General features: G+C 39.3%; 24 protein-coding genes, 1 pseudogene and 1 other annotated feature. Of the genes and pseudogenes, 20 read left to right on the forward strand and 5 right to left on the reverse strand.

Annotated features, from left to right (window positions below):
* Nucleotides 1-86 precede the first annotated feature (86 nt).
* The 7 genes from typA to arsC all read left to right on the forward strand — a co-directional run bounded on the left by typA (nucleotide 87) and on the right by arsC (nucleotide 6,126).
* A complete protein-coding gene (gene typA, locus KO561_RS02070) occupies nucleotides 87-1,913 on the forward strand; it encodes a translational GTPase TypA (protein WP_231095513.1) in 1,827 nt (608 codons plus the stop codon).
* 218 nt (nucleotides 1,914-2,131) lie between these two features.
* The gene (locus KO561_RS02075) at nucleotides 2,132-2,476 is read left to right on the forward strand and encodes a DUF2680 domain-containing protein (protein WP_231095514.1); all 345 of its coding nucleotides are present in this window, start codon (nucleotides 2,132-2,134) and stop codon (nucleotides 2,474-2,476) included.
* Nucleotides 2,477-2,601: 125 nt separating this feature from the next.
* Complete coding sequence (locus tag KO561_RS02080; RefSeq protein ID WP_231095515.1) at nucleotides 2,602-3,672, forward strand: PQQ-dependent sugar dehydrogenase; 1,071 nt, start codon at nucleotides 2,602-2,604, stop codon at nucleotides 3,670-3,672.
* A gap of 1 nt (nucleotide 3,673) precedes the next feature.
* Nucleotides 3,674-3,949: a YkvA family protein gene (locus KO561_RS02085; RefSeq protein WP_231095516.1), complete on the forward strand. Its 276-nt coding sequence runs from the start codon at nucleotides 3,674-3,676 to the stop codon at nucleotides 3,947-3,949.
* A gap of 79 nt (nucleotides 3,950-4,028) precedes the next feature.
* On the forward strand, nucleotides 4,029-4,376 hold the full coding sequence (locus KO561_RS02090) for an ArsR/SmtB family transcription factor (RefSeq protein WP_231095517.1): 348 nt from the start codon (nucleotides 4,029-4,031) through the stop codon (nucleotides 4,374-4,376).
* Nucleotides 4,377-4,393: 17 nt separating this feature from the next.
* The gene (locus tag KO561_RS02095) at nucleotides 4,394-5,692 is read left to right on the forward strand and encodes an arsenic transporter (protein ID WP_231095518.1); all 1,299 of its coding nucleotides are present in this window, start codon (nucleotides 4,394-4,396) and stop codon (nucleotides 5,690-5,692) included.
* A gap of 11 nt (nucleotides 5,693-5,703) precedes the next feature.
* Nucleotides 5,704-6,126, forward strand: coding sequence for an arsenate reductase (thioredoxin) (gene arsC / locus KO561_RS02100; RefSeq protein ID WP_231095519.1), 423 nt, complete (start codon nucleotides 5,704-5,706; stop codon nucleotides 6,124-6,126).
* A 41-nt stretch (nucleotides 6,127-6,167) separates the two neighbouring features.
* Here arsC and KO561_RS02105 read toward each other — a convergent pair whose 3' ends face one another.
* The gene (locus KO561_RS02105; RefSeq protein ID WP_231095520.1) at nucleotides 6,168-6,329 is read right to left on the reverse strand and encodes a YfhE family protein; all 162 of its coding nucleotides are present in this window, start codon (nucleotides 6,327-6,329) and stop codon (nucleotides 6,168-6,170) included.
* Nucleotides 6,330-6,459: 130 nt separating this feature from the next.
* Nucleotides 6,460-6,708 (forward strand) — a binding site (T-box leader).
* A 56-nt stretch (nucleotides 6,709-6,764) separates the two neighbouring features.
* On the opposite strand from KO561_RS02105, the gene argS reads away from it, so the two are divergent.
* Nucleotides 6,765-8,456, forward strand: a complete 1,692-nt coding sequence (gene argS / locus KO561_RS02110) for an arginine--tRNA ligase (protein WP_231095521.1) — start codon at nucleotides 6,765-6,767, stop codon at nucleotides 8,454-8,456.
* A gap of 663 nt (nucleotides 8,457-9,119) precedes the next feature.
* Here argS and KO561_RS02115 read toward each other — a convergent pair.
* Entirely contained in the window at nucleotides 9,120-9,929 is an 810-nt protein-coding gene (locus KO561_RS02115) for a DUF2935 domain-containing protein (RefSeq protein WP_231095522.1), read from the reverse strand.
* A 167-nt stretch (nucleotides 9,930-10,096) separates the two neighbouring features.
* Between KO561_RS02115 and KO561_RS02120 the strand changes: the two genes are divergently transcribed.
* The 6 genes and pseudogenes from KO561_RS02120 to KO561_RS02145 all read left to right on the forward strand — a co-directional run bounded on the left by KO561_RS02120 (nucleotide 10,097) and on the right by KO561_RS02145 (nucleotide 15,855).
* Nucleotides 10,097-10,339 (forward strand): hypothetical protein, encoded by a 243-nt coding sequence (locus KO561_RS02120; protein ID WP_231095523.1) that lies wholly within the window; start codon nucleotides 10,097-10,099, stop codon nucleotides 10,337-10,339.
* Between the two features lie 117 nt (nucleotides 10,340-10,456).
* Nucleotides 10,457-12,175: an IS200/IS605 family accessory protein TnpB-related protein gene (locus KO561_RS02125; protein WP_231095524.1), complete on the forward strand. Its 1,719-nt coding sequence runs from the start codon at nucleotides 10,457-10,459 to the stop codon at nucleotides 12,173-12,175.
* Between the two features lie 70 nt (nucleotides 12,176-12,245).
* A pseudogene (locus KO561_RS02130) lies at nucleotides 12,246-13,229 on the forward strand (CapA family protein); the annotation flags it as partial.
* A 105-nt stretch (nucleotides 13,230-13,334) separates the two neighbouring features.
* Nucleotides 13,335-13,667, forward strand: coding sequence for a PadR family transcriptional regulator (locus tag KO561_RS02135; RefSeq protein WP_231095526.1), 333 nt, complete (start codon nucleotides 13,335-13,337; stop codon nucleotides 13,665-13,667).
* Nucleotides 13,664-14,287, forward strand: coding sequence for a hypothetical protein (locus KO561_RS02140; RefSeq protein ID WP_231095527.1), 624 nt, complete (start codon nucleotides 13,664-13,666; stop codon nucleotides 14,285-14,287). Before KO561_RS02135 ends, KO561_RS02140 begins: the two co-directional genes overlap by 4 nt.
* 107 nt (nucleotides 14,288-14,394) lie before the next feature.
* Nucleotides 14,395-15,855 carry a DUF4153 domain-containing protein gene (locus KO561_RS02145; RefSeq protein WP_231095528.1) on the forward strand — a complete coding sequence of 487 codons (1,461 nt, stop codon included), beginning with the start codon at nucleotides 14,395-14,397 and terminating at the stop codon, nucleotides 15,853-15,855.
* A 41-nt stretch (nucleotides 15,856-15,896) separates the two neighbouring features.
* On the opposite strand, the gene KO561_RS02150 is transcribed toward KO561_RS02145, so the two are convergent.
* Both KO561_RS02150 and KO561_RS02155 read right to left on the reverse strand, forming a co-directional pair.
* Nucleotides 15,897-16,568 carry a DUF1129 family protein gene (locus KO561_RS02150; protein WP_231095529.1) on the reverse strand — a complete coding sequence of 224 codons (672 nt, stop codon included), beginning with the start codon at nucleotides 16,566-16,568 and terminating at the stop codon, nucleotides 15,897-15,899.
* Complete coding sequence (locus KO561_RS02155; protein WP_231095530.1) at nucleotides 16,565-16,900, reverse strand: PadR family transcriptional regulator; 336 nt, start codon at nucleotides 16,898-16,900, stop codon at nucleotides 16,565-16,567. Before KO561_RS02155 ends, KO561_RS02150 begins: the two co-directional genes overlap by 4 nt.
* A gap of 160 nt (nucleotides 16,901-17,060) precedes the next feature.
* Here KO561_RS02155 and KO561_RS02160 point away from each other — a divergent pair, with 160 nt between their 5' ends.
* From KO561_RS02160 to KO561_RS02170, 3 genes are read left to right on the forward strand one after another with little or no spacing between them, the layout of a single operon-like run.
* Entirely contained in the window at nucleotides 17,061-17,873 is an 813-nt protein-coding gene (locus KO561_RS02160) for a DUF368 domain-containing protein (RefSeq protein ID WP_231095531.1), read from the forward strand.
* A gap of 58 nt (nucleotides 17,874-17,931) precedes the next feature.
* Complete coding sequence (locus tag KO561_RS02165; protein ID WP_231095532.1) at nucleotides 17,932-18,252, forward strand: thioredoxin family protein; 321 nt, start codon at nucleotides 17,932-17,934, stop codon at nucleotides 18,250-18,252.
* Between the two features lie 57 nt (nucleotides 18,253-18,309).
* Nucleotides 18,310-18,804, forward strand: a complete 495-nt coding sequence (locus tag KO561_RS02170; RefSeq protein ID WP_231095533.1) for a GNAT family N-acetyltransferase — start codon at nucleotides 18,310-18,312, stop codon at nucleotides 18,802-18,804.
* Nucleotides 18,805-19,504: 700 nt separating this feature from the next.
* Here KO561_RS02170 and KO561_RS02175 read toward each other — a convergent pair.
* The gene (locus tag KO561_RS02175; protein ID WP_231095534.1) at nucleotides 19,505-20,164 is read right to left on the reverse strand and encodes a VOC family protein; all 660 of its coding nucleotides are present in this window, start codon (nucleotides 20,162-20,164) and stop codon (nucleotides 19,505-19,507) included.
* A 170-nt stretch (nucleotides 20,165-20,334) separates the two neighbouring features.
* Between KO561_RS02175 and KO561_RS02180 the strand changes: the two genes are divergently transcribed.
* The 3 genes from KO561_RS02180 to KO561_RS02190 all read left to right on the forward strand — a co-directional run bounded on the left by KO561_RS02180 (nucleotide 20,335) and on the right by KO561_RS02190 (nucleotide 22,888).
* On the forward strand, nucleotides 20,335-20,700 hold the full coding sequence (locus tag KO561_RS02180; protein ID WP_231095535.1) for a cupredoxin domain-containing protein: 366 nt from the start codon (nucleotides 20,335-20,337) through the stop codon (nucleotides 20,698-20,700).
* Nucleotides 20,701-20,801: 101 nt separating this feature from the next.
* On the forward strand, nucleotides 20,802-21,494 hold the full coding sequence (locus KO561_RS02185; protein ID WP_231095536.1) for an ABC transporter ATP-binding protein: 693 nt from the start codon (nucleotides 20,802-20,804) through the stop codon (nucleotides 21,492-21,494).
* On the forward strand, nucleotides 21,491-22,888 hold the full coding sequence (locus tag KO561_RS02190; RefSeq protein ID WP_231095537.1) for a hypothetical protein: 1,398 nt from the start codon (nucleotides 21,491-21,493) through the stop codon (nucleotides 22,886-22,888). The genes KO561_RS02185 and KO561_RS02190 overlap by 4 nt, the downstream gene beginning before the upstream one ends.
* Nucleotides 22,889-22,907: the final 19 nt, after the last annotated feature.

Genomic DNA, 22,907 nt, shown 5'->3' on the forward strand with positions numbered 1-22,907 from the left:
ACATTTATAAAAGTGTGCTATAATGGGCTAGTTGTAAAATCGGAAATGAGCATGTCAATTCAATACCTAGAGGAGAGTAAGGAAATATGCAATTAAGAGAAGATATTCGCAACATCGCGATCATCGCCCACGTAGACCACGGGAAAACGACGCTAGTGGACCAATTACTTCGTTATTCTGGTACGTTTCGGGAAAACGAACAAGTGGACGAAAGAGCGATGGACTCCAATGATTTGGAGAGAGAACGTGGCATAACGATTCTAGCTAAAAATACGGCTATTCAATATAACGATACAAGAATCAACATCCTAGATACACCAGGTCACGCTGACTTTGGTGGAGAAGTAGAACGTATTATGAAAATGGTAGATGGAGTATTGCTTGTCGTGGACGCGTACGAAGGGTGTATGCCGCAAACGCGTTTCGTGCTAAAGAAAGCATTAGAACAAAAGCTTACACCGGTTGTTGTCGTGAACAAAATAGACCGACCAAGTGCTCGTCCTGAATATGTCATTGATGAAGTGTTAGATTTATTCATCGAGCTAGGAGCAGATGAGGACCAATTAGAATTCCCGGTTGTCTATGCATCCGCGTTAAACGGTACGTCTGGAGAAGAGCCAGAGGACCAACAAGAAACGATGGATCCAATCTTTTCAACTATCTTAGACAATATCCCGGCACCTGCAGATAATTCTGCTGAACCATTACAATTCCAAGTAACGATGTTGGACTACAACGACTATTTAGGTCGTGTTGGGATCGGACGTATTTTCCGTGGATCTATTAAAGTTGGTCAACAGGTTGCTTTAATGAAAAAGGATGGCTCGGTAAAATCCTTCCGTGTAACGAAATTGTTCGGTTTCATCGGATTAAAACGTATTGAGATTCAAGAGGCAAAAGCTGGTGACATCATTGCGTTATCCGGTATGGAGGATATTAACGTAGGAGAAACGGTATGTCCACAAGATCATCAAGAGGCACTACCAATCCCGAGAATTGATGAACCGACTTTACAAATGACTTTCCTTGTAAACAACAGTCCATTTGCTGGAAAAGAAGGAAAATATATTACGTCTCGTAAAATTGAAGAGCGTTTATTAACCCAATTAGAAACGGATGTAAGCTTACGTGTAGATCCTACAGACTCTCCAGATGCTTGGACAGTTTCTGGACGTGGAGAGCTTCACCTATCGATTTTAGTAGAAAACATGCGTCGTGAAGGCTATGAGCTTCAACTGTCTAAACCGCAAGTTATCATCAAGGAAATCGATGGGGTTCGCTGTGAACCAGTAGAGCGTGTACAAGTAGACGTTCCAGAGGAGTACACAGGTGGGGTGATGGAATCCCTTGGAGCAAGAAAGGGAGAAATGCTTGACATGGCCAACCACGGTAACGGGCAAGTAAGAATGGAATTCAAGATTCCTTCCCGTGGTTTAATTGGTTATACAACAGAATTCATGACGCAAACACGTGGTTTCGGTATTTTGAACCATACGTTTGATCAATACGAACCGGTTGTTTCCGGAAGAGTTGGTGGAAGACGCCAAGGTGTTCTCGTAGCGTTAGAACCAGGGAAAGCATCTACGTACGGTATTATGGGTCTAGAGGATCGTGGAACAATTTTTGTGGATCCAGGTACAGAAGTGTATGCAGGTATGATCGTCGGAGAACACAACCGCGATAACGACTTAACGGTTAATATTACAAAAGAAAAGCATTTAACAAACGTTCGATCTGCAACAAAAGATCAAACAGCTACCATTCGTAAAACAAGAACATTAACACTAGAAGAAGCAATTGAGTATTTGAACGATGACGAATACTGCGAAGTAACACCAGAATCCATTCGTCTTCGTAAAAAAATCTTAAACAAAAACGAACGTGAAAAAGCAGCGAAGAAAAAAACGGTTTAATCTTATGAGGCCAGTTCTACATCCAGTGTAGAGCTGGTTTTTTGTGTTGTGAATAGCTGAACGCCAAAATCAGGCACACGAGCGCCAATAAAAATTAACCTCCGAAAACTAAAGACTGCCTCCTTAATAAATCCATAAGAACAATTACAATTTTGGGTATAAAGACAAGACATTAGCACAAAGTATTTCTAAATACATAGGAAGGGAGGAAATGAATCATGAAACAAATAAAATGGAGTTTGATAGTCGCAGCTTTTACTTTAACGTTGTTTAGCTTCAGTTCTCTAGATATTAGTGCTGAGGACAGCGGTGACTCGAATCAAGAGGTAACGGAAAAGAAAGAGTTAACGAAAGATCAAATGGCTGAAATGAAGGTATTACACGATGATCTTGTTAAACAAAGAAAATTGATCATTGATAAATACGTCGAGTTCGGTGTAATCAGTGAAGACAAGGCGAAGAAAATGAAAGAGCATATAGACTTTTTTACTGAAAAACTAAAAGAGAACGGCTACATGATGGAGCATAAAAAGCACGGTCATGGCCATAAACATTTTGAGTAAAAAGAATAAGAAAAAGGAACTCAACCAATTCGGTTGAGTTTTTTTCTGAAAGGAGAGTCGTATTTTTACAAGGAGGAAGGAAGTGAGGTATAGTATAGTAAATTCAAGACCAGAGGGGTGATGGTGTGGTGCGATTTCTTGTTGTTGTAGGATTATTCATGTTGAGCGTTGGGTGTTCCGATCAGGAGGAACGTAATCGTGAGGAAGGTGCCAACAGTCCGGATAGGATGGAAACAGAAATCTCTTCGGTACAAACGATAGCATCACATTTAGAAGAGCCATGGGAAATTGTACAATTTGAGGAACGAATATACGTCAGTGAAAGAAATGGCTCTATTGTCGAAATAGAAAGCAATGAGTATCAAAGAAAACCGGTGGAACTAGACGAAGAATTAGCGGAAGAACCTGAAGCGGGTCTATTAGGCTTGGTCATACCAGAGGATTTTACCCAAACAAACCGAGCCATAGCCTATTACTCCTATGTTCAGGAGGGTGAAGTTTATCAAAGAGTAGTAGCTATTATAGAAAGGGAAGAAGTTTGGAAGGAAGACTATACGCTCATCGATCAAATTCCTGGTGGAACCTTTCATCAAGGGGGAAGAATCGAAATAGGGCCGGATGACAAACTATATGTAACAACGGGGGATGCAACAGAACCAGATCTGGCCCAGAACAAAGAAAGTTTAGCCGGAAAAATCTTGCGTGTGAATTTGGATGGATCCGTTCCGTCAGATAATCCTTTTCCAGGTTCTCTTATTTTTAGCCTTGGTCATCGAAATCCACAAGGGCTTGCTTGGACAGAAGGTGATCAGCTTTATGCTACTGAACACGGGAATCAAGCACATGATGAATTAAATCGCATTCAGGCGGGAGCTAATTACGGCTGGCCAGAAATAGAGGGAGATCAGGGTCAAAGCGGAATGCAAACACCTATTGTTCATTCCGGAGAAGAGACTTGGGCACCTTCTGGTTTAACTTATTACGATGACCATTTTTATTTTGCGGGGCTTCGGGGAGAGGCTATTCATCGTTACTCCCTTGATCAGGAGCAATTAGATGTAATCATTAGTGGTTATGGTAGAATCCGTGATGTACTTGCTACAGAGGCTGGGCTTTACTTCATAACAAATAATACGGACGGACGAGGAAACCCTACATCAGAGGATGATCAGTTAATGCTAAAAAGGTGGGAATAAGATGAGAAGATTTGTTAGACGGCTTAAATTTTTGTTTAATATTAGAAAATCAATCCCGTTTCTAAAAGACTTTTTTACGTCTAAAGAGGTTAGTAATGGCAAGAAATTAATCTCTGTTCTGTTGGTAGTGGGTTATATTTTCTTTCCATTCGATTTAATTCCGGACTTCTTTCTATGGTTCGGAATACTAGACGACGTAGCAGTAGCTGGCTTTGTTTTGCAAAAAATCGTTCAAATGGCTCCAAAGGACTTACAGGATAAATACGATATCCGATAGTTCCTATAAGCTGTTCATTTGGAGAAAAAGATTGTCCTATATATAATGATATAAGCAAATACTTATATGGGGGTTGCGTATGGAGAATCTAACCACTGTATCTCTTGATAAAACATCAACTGTTTTAAAACTGTTGGGAGACAAAACACGTTTAAAAATCATGGCGCTTTTGCACAATAGGGAATGCTGTGTATGTGAGCTGGTCGAGATCTTACATATGTCTCAGCCTGCTATTAGTCAGCATTTACGAAAATTAAAAGACGGGAAACTTATTGTAGAACACCGAAAGGGTCAATGGGTCTTTTATGAATGGAATACCAATTCAGAGCATTTTTCACTGCTTGAAAGCATTTTGGAATATATTCCGAATGTGAAGCATGAGCTTGAAGAATTAGACAATAAAGGTCTAAGAATTATTTGTAGGTAATTTTAGGGGGAACTTTTTTGGAACTACAAACCATACTGGCAATACTTATTTTTCTTCTTACTTTAACGCTTGTGATCTGGCAACCTAAGCAATTGGGAATTGGTTGGACTGCTTGTGGCGGGGCAATCCTAGCTTTACTAGTTGGAGTGGTGACATGGGAGGATGTCATTGCTGTAACAGGGATTGTTTGGAATGCAACGTTTGCATTTATCGCGATTATTATCATTTCTTTAATTCTTGATGAAATTGGCTTGTTTGAATGGGCTGCTCTCCATATGGCAAGAATTGCAAATGGAAATGGCGTAAAAATGTTTGTGCTTATTACGATCTTGGGTGCATTAGTAGCCGCGTTGTTTGCTAATGATGGGGCAGCACTTATATTAACACCCATCGTGTTAGCGATGGTACGAGCATTAAACTTTAAGGCAAGGTTAATCCTTCCTTTTGTCATTGCTAGTGGGTTTATCGCGGATACGACATCATTACCACTAGTTGTTAGTAACTTAGTGAACATTGTTTCAGCAGATGTGTTTGACATTGGATTTATTGAATATGCCTCGAGAATGATTATTCCGAATTTGTTTAGTCTTATCGCAAGCATTTTGGTGCTATTTTTCCTTTATAAAAAGGATATACCAAAGCATTATGATGTGAATGAACTGAAGGAGCCGAGGGTTGCAGTCAAAGATACCTTCCTATTTCGAATAGCATGGATCGTTCTTGGTTTGTTACTTGTTGGTTACTTCTTAAGCGAGTGGCTACAAGTACCTGTATCCGTAATAGCTGGCGTAGTCGCTATTGCATTTTTACTGTTAGCTCGTAAAAGTGAAGCGGTTCGGACCGAGAAAGTGTTAAAAGGGGCACCTTGGGCCATTGTGTTTTTCTCGATTGGGATGTACGTAGTCGTGTATGGATTACGTAATGCCGGTTTAATGGATGTTTTAGCTAATGTCATGGAAGGAATGGTTGAACAAGGGTTATTTGCTGCAACGATGGGCATGGGATTCCTAGCTGCTTTTCTATCATCCATTATGAACAATATGCCAACAGTGATGATTGATGCCCTTGCGATTCAACAAACAGGGGTAACAGGAGTAACAAAAGAAGCACTTATTTACGCGAATGTCATCGGCAGTGATCTAGGTCCGAAAATTACCCCGATTGGTTCGTTAGCGACCCTATTATGGCTTCACGTTTTAAAACAAAAGGACGTTACCATTACATGGGGATACTATTTCAAGGTAGGAATTCTTTTAACCATTCCAACGTTATTTATTACGTTGCTAGGTTTATATATCACCTTATTACTTTTTTAGGAGGAATTATGATGGAACAAAAACCGACTCTATATTTTTTGTGCACAGGAAATTCTTGTAGAAGTCAGATGGCAGAAGGTTTTGCTAAAAAGCATTTAGGCGAGGAATGGACTGTCAAAAGTGCAGGCTTAGAAGCACATGGGTTAAATCCAAATGCGGTGAAAGCTATGAAAGAAACGGGAATTGATATATCCAATCAAGAGTCTAGTGTCATTGATCCTGACATTTTAAATAATGCAGAATTAGTTGTAACGTTATGTGGGCATGCAAACGATCACTGTCCGGTAACACCTCCTCATGTGAAAAGGGAGCACTGGGGCTTCGAGGATCCAGCACAAGCGGTAGGAACGGAAGAGGAAAAGTGGACTGTGTTCCAAAATGTTCGTGATGCAATTGAGAAAAGAATTGTTGAATTTAAGGAAACTGGAAAATAAAACTAGCCCTCCTAAAAAGAGGACTAGTTCATGTCGTACTACTATAAATTAGGATTTTGTCTTCTTGCTTCTTTCACTTGAGATCTACGGTAGCCGCCGGCGATGTCTGCCTTCTTAAATTCTTTCGTGTAAAGAACTTCTTGTGTGTCGGATAAAGAAGCACCTTCCGTACGTGTTGGTTGATATTGAGATTTTTGTGCCATCGAAAATCACCCTTTCTATAGGATCGGTATATAATTATCATTCCCATCACAAACGGAATTAAACGAAGAATTTTCCAAGTGCGGATTGATATTTTATAGGGAATGGGTATAATAAAAGTACTTTATAATAGTGATGGTTGATGAGAAAGAGAGTAGTTCTTCTGGATATCCAAGCGAGTTAGGATTTGGTGGGAGCCTAGCATAGAAGGTAGAATGAACCGGACTTTCTCGACTGTATTCCTGAACCGTATAGGGAATGTTCAAGAGATTGAACATCCTTTTATAGTAGGGAATACCGGTAGCCGCCGATATCGGTTAAGTAGGTTCTAGTTTGGAACAATTAGAGTGGTACCGCGGGATATAAACTCTCGTCTCTTTTTCGTAAAGAGATGGGAGTTTTTTTAATGAATTGGTAAGTAGAAAGGGATGGATAAAATGAATTACAAAGCACAATTTGCCGAAGCATTACAAGAACATCTAGCAGAATTATCGTATGATTCGATTTATCAACTCATTGAACAACCAAAGCAATTGAGTCATGGGGATTTAGCCTTTCCGTGCTTTGAATTGGCAAAAATAAAACGAACGTCTCCTATGAATATTGCGAGTGAGTTAGCTGGAAAAGTGGCGAGTGATCTATTTGAAAAGGTCGAAGCGGTAGGACCCTATGTGAATGTCTTTTTGGATAAGAGAAAAGTCGGATCAAAAGTGATTCATGACATTCTCCAAAAGAAAAATCACTATGGCGATTCTGATAGAGGGAAAGATGGAAAAGTTCCAATCGACATGTCTTCTCCTAATATAGCAAAGCCATTTTCCATGGGGCACTTACGCTCTACGGTAATTGGAAACAGTATTGCTTTGCTTCTGAAGAAGTCTGGTTACCAACCGATTCGTATTAATCACCTCGGAGATTGGGGAACACAATTTGGCAAGCTGATGGTTGCGTATAAAAAGTGGGGAGAAGAAAATAAGGTCCGCCAAAACCCGATTGAGGAGCTACTCCAACTATATATCCTTTTTCACGAAGAAGCCGAAACCGACCCTAGTTTAGTGGAGGAAGGCCGTGCTTGGTTTAAACGATTGGAAGATGGGGATACAGAAGCAGAAAGCCTGTGGAAGTGGTTTAGAGAAGAGTCCTTAAAGGAATTTAACAAGATTTATGAGCTGTTAGGGATTGAATTTGATTCCACACATGGTGAAGCCTTTTATAACGATAAAATGGAGGAAGTTGTAAAGCTGTTAGAGGAAAAGAGCTTACTAACTGAATCAGAGGGTGCTCAGGTCGTTGATTTAAGTGAGCACGATTTACCGCCTAGTTTAATCCGGAAATCGGATGGCGCGACGCTTTACACAACGCGTGACTTAGCAGCTGCCTTATATCGCAATCGCACCTATGATTTTGTTCGATCGTTATATGTCGTTGGAAACGAACAAGGGCTTCATTTTAAACAATTGAAACTCGTTCTAGAGAAAATGGGTTATGCTTGGGCGAAGGATTTGCATCACGTTTCATTCGGGATGATTCTGAAAGATGGTAAAAAGATGTCGACACGCAAAGGGAAGGTCGTCTTATTAGAGGAAGTTCTTCGTGAAGCCATCGACTTAGCTAAGTTTAATATGGAAGAAAAAAATCCTGGACTAGTAGACAAGGAAGAAGCGGCTAAAGCTGTCGGTGTAGGTGCTGTGCTGTTCCATGATTTGAAAAACCACCGAAATAACGATGTGGAGTTTTCATTGGAAGACATGCTCCGTATTGAAGGGGAAACCGGACCTTATGTTCAATATACACATGCCAGAGGCTGTTCACTTTTAGAAAAAGGGAACTTCCAAGCACAAGAAGGCCTCATCGATTTGGAGGAAGATCACACTTATGCTTGGTCGATTATCAGTGAGTTATTAAGCTTTCCGAATACGGTCAAAAGAGCAACCGAACAATTCGATCCATCTATTATTGCTAAATATGTCGTCGATTTGGCACAAGCGTTTAACAGATACTATGCGCATGTTCGTGTCTTAGAAGATACGAGTAAAAGGGATCATCGCCTAGCTCTTGTTCAAGCTGTGGTACTTGTATTAGAAGAGGGACTAAGACTACTTGGCATGAAAGCACCAAAACAAATGTGACTTGAAAAGAGGATGGGACAAAAGAGTTATAATCCTAATAAAATCCGAACTATAGTTCGAAATCTTTCATTAGAATTCGAATCAGTTCGGATTTTTCTATTTGGAGGATTTTGTAAATATTGTCGCAAATTTTATTTATACTCCGACGTAACGAAATAAGGACTCGTATATACTTTATCAAGTTGACTGCTAATGCGGCGCTGCGGAAAAATACTCGCTTTCCGTGGGGAACGCCTCAGCCTCCTCGCTCGCAAAAAACGCTCACTGTGGGGTCTTCAACTGTTCCTTTCCCACAGGACAAGGAATACTGCGGAAGCTTAACCTCGCACGCAGAAAATTGGGGTTTATTTTCAAGGAGTCTCGCATTTTTCCGCAGCTTAGTTTGGCGTCCCTTATCAAGTAAGAGGAACTTCTTGACTGTTTATTTTATTGGGTATAGTAACCCACTAAATTTAGAAAACCTCAATCAGCGTAGGCAGAATACGGAGACTCCTGCGGCATCAGCTTCACTTCATTATTTTTTCTATAAATAAATTTACGTCGTAGTTTCTATCAACTGTGTATGAAAATCCAATCATTTAAATTAACATTTTAAGCTTCTTATCCTGTAATCGTTCGTCTTTAGAGTGGGAAGTTATAGTTTTGTCCCAGCCTCTTTTCCCTTTAATGAGGATCTAATGTTCTTGGTTTAGTCGGATCACAATCTGGCATAGAAGTTTGGGTAGATTCTGCTAGCTTAATTAAGTAATAGCATTCTTCTCGTGCCATGTGATCGGCCATTAATCCAGAGAATGTACCTAGAAGTTCTTCGGATAATTCCATTTCTTCTAACTCATGTAAAAAAACGCGGAATAAATTCATTTCCACTTCTACATCGGAATTAAATCTCGTTAAGGCAGGGAAGGACTTCTGATTTGTTCGTAAGTATCCGGTCAGTTCAACAGCTTTTAAGTAAAAGGAATTAAAGTGTTTTTCGAACTGTTTACTCTTTTTCTTGAGACGTTTTTCTACACCATCGAGATGATCATTAATAATACCAGCGTGTCCGGATGCATCGACGAGCCAAACGAGATGGTGATGAAGCTCGTGGAATATCGGAGGTGCTTCTCCCTGTTTTAAATAGTTGATGACCAACTGATATTCCTCTAATTCATTGATTGTATGGTTCATAAAAGTGGGGGATAAAAGCATCCCGACCTGACCGTTCAACTGACGGTCTAAAAGGGATAGTTTAAATGTTTTCAATCGCTCTGCTGCTGCCTCTGCTTCCTTTGTGAAAGCGATCACATTGTTTTCCCCTAGTGCTTTGGATCTTTCTAAAAGTTCATCAAATAAAAAAACAAATTCTCGGGCAGTTTCTATATCGTTTACTTCTTTTGGATATAAGGAATCTCTAATAAAACGGGAGTGATCTCCTAACACCTGCAGCCAAAATTGATGTTCAAATTCTGCGCTTTTTAAATAATGTTCCATCTCGGACAACCCCTTTGAAATTGGTATCTCTTCATCCTATTCCGGCGAATCTCGTCCTATTACATAGATTCCTCCTTGAAAGAGAGTGCGAGAAAAAGGCTATAAAAAAGATGTCGAATATACTAGAATAGAGGAAGAATATACCAAGTCAGAGGGGTGGTAGAAGCATGAGACGGATTTGGATGGTACTTGGGCTTTTGGTCAGTATCCTATTTTTGTATGGTTGTAGTAATCGAGAGGCAGAACCAGCAAGTAAAGGGAATCAAACAGAATATGAGCAAGAAGAACAAGAGGTTCTCATAGAAAGTGAACAAATTGAAGAACCAGAAATAGTAGAAAAAGAGATTACGTTGACAGCTGTAGGAGACATTTTATCGTTCTTAATCGAGAAGACTCCTCCAAATTGCTAAGCAATTAGTGGGAGATGAATCGATTTTCACTACGAAAAAAGTGTAATTTCTAATTGACGAACATATGTTCTCTTTGGTAAAATATTCTTATAGTATTCAAAAGGAGATGGCGGGCAAATGGGGAGGAAAGCATATTTTTCAAAACGTGTATATAAAAACGCACTGGCGCAAAATCATGTGGATTCCATACGTCACGCTCTTTTTGTGTTCAATCAAGCAAAACATTACTCTTTTTCGACGAATGTTAAAGAACTTCGTTCAGGAAAATCAAAAAGGGATGGGGTTTCTTTGCATGTGCATGTGAAGAAAAAATTCGAACTGAATGATTACTATACCAACAGCATTGTCCAAGAAGTGAAGGCTCTTTTAAAATCCCAAAAAGAATTGCAGAAGCTATACATGTCGAATAAAAAAGAGCAAATCAAATCGGTGAAAAAGAAAATCAAGACGACCAAAAGTAAATTAACCTCATTGAGAAAAGTAAAAACTTCTATCGCCAAAGGTAAAATCAATCTTCCAGGTAACTTGAAACACATTCAACAACATGGAAACTTGTTTGGAGTTCATTATAAAAATGAAACGCTTATTTTCTTCCATGTCTATTCTTTTGAACATGCGTACATAGATTCTGAAATATCTAAATTAAAAAGCCGTTTAGGTCGTTTGGAATTCCGACTAGATAGATTAGAGAAGATGCTGTGTAGCCTAAAAGGGAATATCCATAACGTTGTTTTCGGCACGAAAAAACTATTTCGTTCTCAATTCACGTTAGATACATATAAAAACAATCATGACCTTTGGAAACAGGATTGGACCCAATCTCGGTACAATCAAATGACGATTTCCGGAAGGAAAGATGCTAAATCAGGAAATTTTGTTTTTCATTACAATCCGAAAACCCATCAGTTAACATTCCAAACTCCCGACGGAACCATCGTCCACATCGAAGATCTCGTATTTCCTTATGGGCAAGAACAAATAGATTCAGCTGTGGAAAAACAAATGAACTTACAATCCAAAGATAGGAAACTTCTAGGAAAATCGGTTGGTTGGTCAATCGAAGACAAAGGCGACTACTATATCTTTAAGTGTTTGCTAGATATCCCAACATCAGAGTATAAAAACCATAGCAAAGCGGATGGGTTAATTGGTGTGGATTGTAACGTAGATCACTTTGCTGTATCGAATGTAAACCATAAAGGTCAGTTCGTTAATAGTTTTGTTTTGGATTTCGACCTTGTTGGAAAAAGTTCCAATCAGGTTACCAAGATTCTTGAAGCGGAGGCCATTGCTATTGTTGATTATGCGGTGAACCATCATAAAGGAATCGCGGTAGAAAAGCTGGATACAACCAAATCGAAAGTCTCTAACCCTTATGGAAATAAAAAAGCAAATATGCGTATGAGCTTATTTGCCTATCGTAAAATGGTTTCTGCTATTAAAAGTAGAGCAGAGAAATTAGGGATTGAAGTTCATGAAGTGAATCCAGCTTATACTTCTCAAATTGGTAAAATGAAATATATGAAGCGTTTTGGAATCTCTATTCACCAGGCTGCTTCTTACGTCATTGCTCGAAGAGCAATGGGATACAAAGAGAAGCTTCCACCAATGTTGCATTCCCTTGTTCCAGAGAAGAAACAAGGTCTACATCATTGGGCGCAATGGAACGCAGTTTCTCGACTCCTAAGTGATGTCCCAACTTTCTGGTTCGGTCATTTAGAACTTTCTGACATAGTAAGGCTTCGCGATGAACTCTCCTCTCTCGGTTTCCTGTTGGAATCTAAGAGAAGGAAAGACAATCTTACTAAAGAGGAAAGTGGAAAATCCATTGCCTAGTTGAACAGGTTATGGTCTGCTTAGCAGCTTCTCTATTTGAGAATCCCCTTCCAAATGTTTAGCATTTGGTGGGGGTAGTTCAATGCATAAACGAGTCTATGGCGATGCGGAAACGGAAACCGGGTATGATTTTGCACCGTTTTTTGAAAAAATTAAACCGTACTTAGGAGACACAACAATCACGATGGCAAATCAGGAAACAATGATAGGTGGAACGGAGATTGGATTATCTGACTATCCATCGTTTAATAGCCCACAAGAAATAGGGGACACGTTAAAAGAAGTTGGAGTAGATGTTGTAACCATTGCCAATAATCATACGCTTGATCGTGGAGAGAAGGCTATTCAAAGTGCGATTGACCATTGGAGTGAAATTGGCATGATGTACACGGGTGCTTATGAAAGCAAAGAGGATAGTCAAAGAATTCGAGTGATGGAGACAGAAGAAGGCATCGATGTTGCCTTTTTAAGCTATACGTATGGCACGAACGGCATCCCGGTACCTGAGGGTAAAGACTACTTGGTAAACCTGATTGATAAGGGAAAAATAGCTGCAGATGTCCAGGAAGCGAGTAAAATCTCTGATGCGATCGTGTTAAGCTACCATTTTGGAGCCGAGAATCAAAGAATGCCAAATCAAGAGCAAACCGACTTAGCACAATATGCCGCAGACCTAGGAGTGGATGTTGTAATTGGGCACCACCCTCATGTGTTACAACCAGTGGATTGGGTTCAAGGAAAAGATGGGAACAAGCCATTCGTGATTTATTCCTTAGCCAACTTCATATCTGGTCAAGACGAGTTTTACAATCGAATCGGTGGTGTTGTGAAGCTTACCATTAAAAAGACGATTGAAAACGATCAGGAAACCATAAAGGTGGAACAGCCTAAATTTCTCCCGACCTATATGGAGTACAAGCCTAATTGGAATGACTTTAAAGTCATTCCGATGAAAGATTTAACGAATGAAATCATGCCAGACTATCAAAAACATTATCAAGAGATCCAAGCACATATGTCCCAATGGCTGCCGGAATTAGAGATTATAGAATAGGTGTGGAAGGTTCCATTTATCGTGAATCGATAAATGGAACCTTTACATTTTCGAAGGAAGGGTATATTCTATCCATATACCTTTTTATTCTAGGTAGGTGAAAACATGTTTAATCGAGAACTAGTAAAAGGCAGTACCTCCCTTCTTGTTTTACAGTTATTGAACGAGCGTGATATGTACGGATATGAATTAGTAAAAGAAATGGATAAGCGCAGCGAGCATCATCTTCAAATCAAAGAAGGAACTCTATACCCAGCTCTTCATAAGTTAGAAAAACAAGCTTATATCGAGTGCTACTGGCAAAATCAAGAAAAGGGCCCAGCTCGTAAGTACTATCGGATTACACAAGCAGGTATAGATATGCTGGAAGAAAAGACGAGTGAATGGCATCGATACGTACAGGTGATGAACCGGTTGATCAGGAGAGATGAGTCGTGACAGGACCAGACGAAATATTTCTTCTAGACTTGGAGACAGAGCTTGGTGAATGCCCAAATAAAGATGAAATTTTACTAGAATGTAAGATGCATGTCTATGAACTATCTCAAGAAAAGACGGAAATAACATATCAAATGATACAACAACGCTTAGGCTCGCCAGCGGAAATTGCGAAGCTTTGGGAGCAGGAAGTCTCGATTACACCGAAACGAACTCAATGGTTGTTCGTTGGGTTTAATATAAGTCTATTTATCGGAGGGAGCTTCCTGACACTAGGCTATAACTGGTTTCAATTTGACTGGTTACATATGATTTGGCAAGGGCTAACAAATATTGCAATGGTTATTATGATGATTTATTTTTTCTTTTGGGGTTTGTTGGGCTATGAGATTGGAAAAGAATTTGGACCGAGAGGAAAAAAACTTCTGAAGAGAACCTTTCTCTTTTGTATTTTACCGAACCTTATATTGATGGGGTTAACGATTTTTAGGCTAATTCCATATGAATGGTTTCAGCCATTGTTAAACGTCAAATTTATCCTAGCCTGTATTATATCCACGATATTTCTTTATCCGGTTAGTTGGATTGGATACAAGTGGGGGAAGAAGGCATCAGTTTAATAGGTTGTGTGCTGCTAAAAAGGAGCACACGGCTTATCCCAATAATTTTTTTACACTAATACATAGAATTACTATGTATTTAGAATTTCTAAGTAGAGGTGAATAAAATGAAAGTGGAACGTAATGATATCCAATTTTTTATTATCTGTTTGGCCTTAGCCATTTTAGCAGAGATTAGCTTTTTCCATGGAACAATTGGTGTGTCGTATCTTGTATTCATTATTGCTTTTTATAGTATCTTTTTTATTCGTTTTCGAAAGGTTGCTTTTACGCATCGACGCATTGGTACTTTGTGTATGTTCGTTATTTGGATGCTGGCAGCAAGCTATTTTGTTTACGACAACCCTTTTCTATATCAATTGAATATATTAGTGATTCCGGTGCTCATGTTTATTCATATCATACTTGTGACATCTCCAAAATCGTTACAATGGCATACGCCACCATTCCTTATATTTTTATTTTCTAAGATAGGAAAAGCGATTAAATATAACAAACGATTTATGGGGAAGGTATTTCATTCGATTTTTCGTAATGCGGATCCCAAAACGGGGTACATGATTAAACGAATTATAACAGGTCTTCTGATTGGTGGACCCATTCTAATCGTCGTCACAATCTTGCTTATGTCGGCAGATACCGTCTTTTCCAGACTCGTCTGGAATGTTCCAACTTTTATTCTGGAATTAAATGTTCAACAACAAATTTTTCGTACCGTAGCGGTTTTGATATTTTGGTTTGTGTTTTTCGGTGTTTTTCAAGTGTTAACCCTTCACTATCGAAACCCTGTCTCATATAAAGAAAATACTGTTCTCACTAAGGGGTTTGATAGTGTTGTTGCACTCACTATTTTACTTTTATTAAATACAGTCTATGTCCTATTTACCGTGATTCAATTTACGTATTTCTTTGGGGGCAACTTACAGGAAGGGCTCACGTACGCAGAGTATGCGCGAAAAGGGTTTTTTGAATTAATTCTCGTAACGATGATTAACTGGACCCTTTTAACAAGCTTTTTGAAATGGACTCGAACGGAAGGGGAAAGAAACCGAGTAGCTCTGAAATCCATGTACTCTCTGTTGGTTCTTGTAAGTGGCATTATGCTAGCTTCTGCCTATCAACGGTTAAGCTTGTATGAGGCGGCTTACGGGTTTACTTATGATCGTCTGCTTGCACACGCATTTATGATCTATCTTATGATTATTTTTGCGTATACTTTTATTCGAATCTGGATGGAAAAACTATCTCTTTTCCATTTTTACATTATTGCAAGTTTGTTGTTTTATACAGCACTTAACGTTATTCCATTTCATAAAGTTATTGTTGAAAACAACCTCGACCGATTTGAGGAAACGGGAAAAATTGACTTGGATTACTTGAATACACTTTCCTATACAGGAGTAGAAGGTGTCATTGATATTTACGAGGAGAACCCAGATCATATTGCTGCACAACAGATCCTCCGAGAGAGAATGCAACGAACATATAATGAGGAAAGAAACTGGCAGGCCTACAATATTACGAGAAGCCGAGTAATCGAGCAACTGAAGAACTTGGATGTAGATTAGAATAAAACGAGTTTAAACGTGAAGGTTTAAACTCGTTTTTCTTACGCTTTCGTAATTTTAAAGGCTTTATTCAATACATAGGAAATGCCGAATAGAATCACACCAATAACGATATAGATGAGTGGAGATAACGTGATTGCTGGTCCGAATGATGGAATACTTCTAGATAAGAACAACCCTCCGACAACAAATAAAATAAATACGAGCATATATAAAAAGAGTTCAAGGACTTTATGAATTTGATTGTACGTCGTCCAACCTATTAGTTTAAAAACTAGAAATACGCAAAACACCATTAGTAGAGCATTTACCGTAACGATTATAGCCGCGGATCCAAGTTGAACGGAATCAGCAGGTGTATCTAAGAAGAGACTAATGATTCCATATGGAATGCTAGCCCAAGCTAATCCGTAGCATGCTAAGTAAAAAATAAAAATTGCACTACTTATCTTTTTTTCCTTTGGAAGTTCTTTAATCATTTCCTTACAATAAGACTTTGGATCATCTCCAAAAACTTCCGTTGCTGTTTTTCCATTGGATTGTGCATCAAGTAGATGATCTAGAAGCTCCATTAATAACTCTTCGGTATGTTGCTCCGAACGATTGAATGTTGCTCGGATATATAAGAGCATATCTTCATAGTAAGCTAAATTTTCCTCATTTAATGATTCTCTTTTTTCGTTGTTGAGTTGAATAAGCTCCTTTGCATTCATGAGTTTTCACTCCTTTTTTGTAAAATGTTCTCCACTGGTGGTTGGATACTGTTCCATTGAGCCAGGAAGTCATCAAGGGCTTGAAGTCCTTTTTCTGTAAGAGAATAATATTTTCGTTTTGGTCCGGTTTCTGATTCTTGTAATGTTCCTTTAATCAATTGTTCTTTCTGAAGGCGAAGAAGAATAGGATAAATCGAGCCTTCACTAATATCCGTTAGTCCGTTTTCCTGTAAGCGTAAGGACAATTCATATCCATAGGTGGGCTGTTGTTCTATGATGGCTAACACACAGCCTTCCAGTATTCCTTTCAGTATTTGACTACGTAAGGACAAGCATTTCACCCCTATCTTGTTTTGCAAGGTAGCTAGTCTGACATAAGCTACCTTGCAAAACAAGATAGCTTATGTTGAGTATAAAAGAACAATGTATAAAAGGCAACAAAATTCTGTTATGATATGGAAGAATGTTGCGTGTAAAGGAGCATAATACATAATGGAATGGAAAAACATTTATCGTGGAATGATTATGGGAGCTAGTGATGTGATCCCAGGTGTAAGTGGAGGTACGATTGCCGTTGTTTTAGGAATTTATGATCAACTAATTGAATCTATTAACGGGTTTTTTAGCCGAGAATGGAAAAAACACTTAGGTTTTTTGTTGCCGTTAGGGGCGGGGATTGTTGCCTCTATTTTACTGTTGAGTCATGTGATTGAATGGTTATTTGAGCATTATCCAGGCCCGACAAAATTTTTCTTCCTCGGTCTGATTATTGGAGTCTTGCCTTACTTGTTTCATAAAGCGGAAGCGAAAAGGACCTTTAAGCTCCAACATATTGTTTTGCTGTTGATAGGAGCTGCTATTGTGGCGTCCATGGTGTTTTTTCAAACAGGGGAGTCCGAACCTATGACCGAATTTAGCTTTCAATCTTATTTATTTTTGTTTTTCTCTGGGATGATTGCGAGTAGTGCGATGATTCTCCCTGGTATCAGTGGTTCGTTCATTTTATTAATAATCGGTGTGTACTCCACAATTATTAGTGCTGTTTCAGACTTGCGTCTTGATGTCATCGCCGTAGTCGGTGTTGGTATCTTGATTGGGATTGTTCTGATGAGTAAAATCATTCATTTCTTTTTAGAAAATTTTACGACAGGGACATATGCAGTTGTCATTGGATTAGTTATTGGATCCATTGTGGTCATTTTTCCAGGCGTACCTGCAGGTGGCGCGATTATACTAAGTGTGGTAACCTTTGCACTTGGATTGGGTCTTGCATATCTCTTGGGCAAAGTAGAATACAAGGCTTAAGGCTTGATTCTATTTGTGGACAGTGGTAAATTGCTGTCATGAAAGGAGTTGTTCCAACATGGAAGCTATAACATCCACAGAACAGTTTAATGATGTCATCAATTCTGACAAGCCTGTCATCGTAAAGTTTTTCGCCGACTGGTGTCCAGATTGTAAACGAATGGATATGTTCATTGGAGATATTTTAGAAGAATTTAACCAATATGATTGGTATGAAGTAAATAGTGATGAAGTGAAGGGTTTAGCCGAGCGGTTTGATGTAATGGGAATTCCGAGCATTCTGATTTTCCAAAACGGAGAAAAGCTAGCACACCAGCATAGCGCTTATACAAAAACTCCAGAGGAAGTAACTGAATTTTTACATCAGCAGTTAGGCTAAACAAGGGCTCCCATGGAAAGGGAGTCTTTTTCTTTAACGAGAAAGCGGGGGATTAGATTGATTAGGTTAGCAGAACTGAAGGACTTACCTGCCATCATGGAAGTGGTGAGTGCCTCCGTAGAAGTGATGAATGGTCAAGGGAATTTTCAATGGGATAACACGTACCCACTTGCTGAAAACTTTCAAGGAGACCTGGACAAACAAGAGCTGTATGTATATGAAGAAGATGAACATGTACTAGGCGCAGTCGCGATAAGTGAGAAAGAGCATAGCGAATATCACGAGATCTCTTGGTCGAGTGATGCCCCGGCTATTACAACGAAGAGGTTAGCGGTTCATCCAGAGGCAAGAGGGAAGGGAATAGCCGATGCCTTTTTTCGAAAAGCAGAAGAAGTCAGTATTGATAAAGGACTTCGCTATCTAAAGACAGATACATTTTCTAAAAATACATATGCACAAAAGCTGTTTGCACGTCATGGGTACACGTTTGTGGAAAAACGACTTGTTCCAGAAAAAGAGGATTCCCTGCTGTATTATGAGAAAAAAGTGTAATAAGAAATGGGGTTGGAGAAAAACCATAATTTCCCATTATGAAGACGAACGATTACACAATAGGAAGTGTAGAATGTCGCTCTTCGGTGGTTGGGTTTTCGTTCATTCTTGATAGAAAAATGCGACGTAACGATCTTTTGGATAATTACTAATAAGTCAAGTTTAGCCTAAATGCCACGCTCCGGCAGAATACTTCGCTTTCCGCGGGCACGGCCTCAGCTTCCTCGGAAGAACACCACTTCCAGCGGGATCTTCGGCTCGCGCTGTTCCCGCTGGAGTCTACGTATTCTGCCTACGCTTGTAGGTATTTATTGTTATTAACACCAATAAAATAAGTAGACCAAGAAACACCTCTGACTTGAAAAGAACTCCGTACTAAGCTGCGGAAAAATGCGAGACTCCTGTGGGAAAGGAACAGTTGAAGACCCCACAGTGAGCGTTCTTTGCGAGCGAGGAGGCTGAGGCGTTCCCCACGGAAAGCGAGTATTTTTCCACAGCGCCGCATTAGCAGTCAACTTGATAAAGTATATACGAGTCCCTATTTCGTTACGTCGGAGTATATATAAAATTTGCAACAATATTTACAAAAGCACCCAAATAGAAAAATCCGAACTGAATTCGAACTCTAATGAATGAAATATCGAATCATAGTTCGGATTTTATTTGGATTAAACCACTTTTGTCTCAGCCTCACTTTTCCTTACATCGTTTCTGTTGTAATCCTAGCACCATTTCCTTCGCGAACGATCAAGGTGCCGTTCTCTAGTGGGAACTCAAATTCCTTTGTTGGCTTGATTTGATAAATCTCTGTTAGTTTTTCTACCGTTTTCGTAAGATCCGTTGTTCCTAAGTGAATCGTGGTAAATTTTTCTCGATTAATAAAGGAAGGGTTTTGTGGTTTATTCATCTCATCCCCCCATTCAATGAGGAACGGCAACGTTTCACTAGTTGAATCGGAGTTAGGAAACAACATTCTCCACGTTAATATAGAACCGTCTGGTCTTTTTCTACTTCCTTCAAACGGTCCTTCGTAAGCAATACCTTTAGCCTGGAAGTGATCGATAAATGAGTCTAACTCCGTTGTTCGTAACGCGAATTGGATTCCACCAGACTTCCCCTGGTTAAGTGCTTGATACAACTGCTGAATGAGCGGATTATCACTTTTAGAAACCTTTTCTTCGTCGGAAATGGAAAGCCACTCTATGTAGCTATCATTATATAGGTAGCATAAATAATTGTAGGTTCCCCACTCTTCGTGGCTTCCGCCTTTCGTAGTGAGTAGACCTCTTTTAACGGAATATTCTTTCTGAGCATTTTCTGCATCTGCTGCTGCATATACGATATGATCAAAGGCAAGCATTATGATTCCCTCCTTTTTCTCCTTCCATCATAAGACTAATTCCCCCTGAAGGAAAGAAAATGACCTAGTATTATAGACAAAACTTCATGAAATTTTCATAAAATCGTAGTTTATGCAAGTAGAAGAAGCGTTATACTTTTAATGAGTCTAAATGGCGAGGAGGAAGAACAATGAAAAAGTTTGTACTATCCATTTTAATATTAAGCTTTGTATTCCTATTGGCAGCTTGTGGTGGTGGAGATGAATCTTCCGAAAGCGAATCTGCGGAAAAAGCGGACAAGTCGGTTCAAATTGAAGCTACTAACTTTAAATTTGACAAAGAGGAATATACGGTAAAAGCAGGAGAGCCTGTTAACATTGAATTTGCAAGCGCAGAAGGCATGCATGGTCTTATGATTCCAGAGCTGGACGTGAACATTGAAGGAGACGGAACAAAGACGATTACACCAGAAGAACCAGGTGAATACGCGATTAGATGTAGCATTCCATGTGGAACAGGACATGCTGAAATGCAAGCAACATTGATTGTACAATAAAGATTCATTAAAACGCAGGAACCCCGGTTTCTGTGTTTTTTGTTGATTTTTGGAACCAACCCTCCCATTTAATCGTTATATAATAAAAGGGGAGGGTTTTCATGGCAGTACTAGAGATGCAAAATGTATCGGTTCAAATAAGAGATACACCGATTTTAAAAGACATTGATTTTTCTACAGGTAACGGTTCTGTTACTGCTTTGATCGGTCATAATGGGGCCGGGAAATCGACCATTATGAAAACAATCATTGGTTGGCAGGAAAAACAAAAAGGAATGATATTGATTAATGGTCAGTCCCAGGAGGAGCATTTTCTCGAATTTAAGAAGCAGTATTCCTACTTGCCGGAAGAGCCATTATTGCTTTCTGAATTAACGGTCTACCAACATTTTCAGTTATATGCTAAAAGCTATCAGATGAAGAAGGATATTTTTGAAGAGCGCGTTTCTACATACATAGAAGATTTTGAGATAAAAGATAAGATGGATGAATATCCAGAGGCATTGTCCAAAGGGATGCGCCAAAAAGTGCAAACGATTTGTGCGTTGTTACCAGATACTCCTCTACTTTTGATTGATGAACCGTTTATGGGATTAGATCACTACGCGATGGAATATTTACAAGGTGTTATGAAAAGAAAGGCGCAAGAAGGAACTAGTATTCTATTAACAACCCATCAACTAGAGAAGGTCCAAGAAATTGCTGATCACTTCGTCATGTTAAAACACGGAAGTATTATCGATCAAGGACCAATTGAAAACTTTCAAGAGCTTGCAAGGAGAAATGAGTCATGATGGCTTCTCCTACGGTTTCAGCATATATCGATTTAAAAAAGAATCGTTGGAAGAAAAAGAAAAAAATCTATAAGCTAGCTCTTGGCGTTAGTTTTGATGTAACGATTTCCATATATTTTGGACTATTTCTAATCATGGGTCTATTTATTGCCTATGACATGCTACAGCAGTATCAGAATCAATTTCTTCTTGCAGAAGAAATGGTGAAAGCTAATGGGCAAAACCTCATCATTGTATTTATTTTAAGGTACGTCATGGGTTCGTTTACAAGACCAGGAGTATTGTTCTCGAGTGCGGAGCTCCAGCTTAGCTTACTTCCTTATTCACTAAGACAACTATGGTTTTGTGTGGTTATAGAAAAATGGTTGAAGTTTACGGTTCTGTGCTTAGTTGGTGCTACCCTCGTGTATATTCTGACGCCAATTTCTGGTCAAACGATCCTTTGGGTTGTCGGGTTAACTTGGGCTACTCATGTTTTGATGACCGTGCCGCAGTGGGTTTTATTTCAGTACGGGTGGATTCCGAAAGTGACAATCCTTGTAGCGCTTTTTAATGTTAGTATTTTATCCGTTATCCTGGACCAGTCCATTCCCCTCGTTCCCATATTAATTGTAGGTTTAGGATTAGTTCAGTTTTTTCTAAGACGGAGTATATTGCGGGCTAATTGGCTCAAAATTGCGCAAACGAATGACTTTATCGTCTGGAATATGTGGTTTGTCAGTCGGATGTCTAAGATGGAAATTAAACCGAAGCGCCAATTCGGATTTCTTCAAAGTGAACGTAGGAAGAAAAAACAAAAGCAACCATTCCCGTATGAGTCAGACGACATATATAAGAAAATGTGGATGGTGTTTTTTAGAGAAAAAATCGAGTATGTCTTGAAGACGATCGGAATTGTTTTGCTGCTAAGTGTGGTTCTTAGTCTACAATCAGATTTGCTTATGGGGATTGGAGTAGGACTATCCATCTTTGTTTTTGGGAAGATGACCCAAAGCTTGTTCCTTTCACATTTTACAGATAGACTACTCATCACATTACCGTGGGACATACGTGCATGGACCTCTTCCTATTTCGCATACGTTGGAATAGTGGGGCTTGTTCTCTTACTGCTTATCGGAAATGTGCTATATTGGATGTTGGACGTAAAATTATGGTTACCCATTCTACTCGCTTTTTATGGAATCGTGGCCGTTTATTTTGTCAAACTGCAAGTAAGAGAAGCGATACGCGTTTTGACGAAGCAAAACAAAATGCCAGCCTATATAACTGGAACAATTATTATTGTCTTGTTTGCTGCAGTAATGGGGAGCACGCTATACCCATGGCTATCCGCTTGTGGACTTCTTGCTGTTTTCTCTATATGGAGGGACTATAAAGATCAAAGCAGAGTTTGACAGAAAATCATCGTTTCAC

It is taken from the genome of Radiobacillus kanasensis (genome assembly GCF_021049245.1).
In the GTDB taxonomy this organism is placed as follows: domain Bacteria; phylum Bacillota; class Bacilli; order Bacillales; family Amphibacillaceae; genus Radiobacillus; species Radiobacillus kanasensis.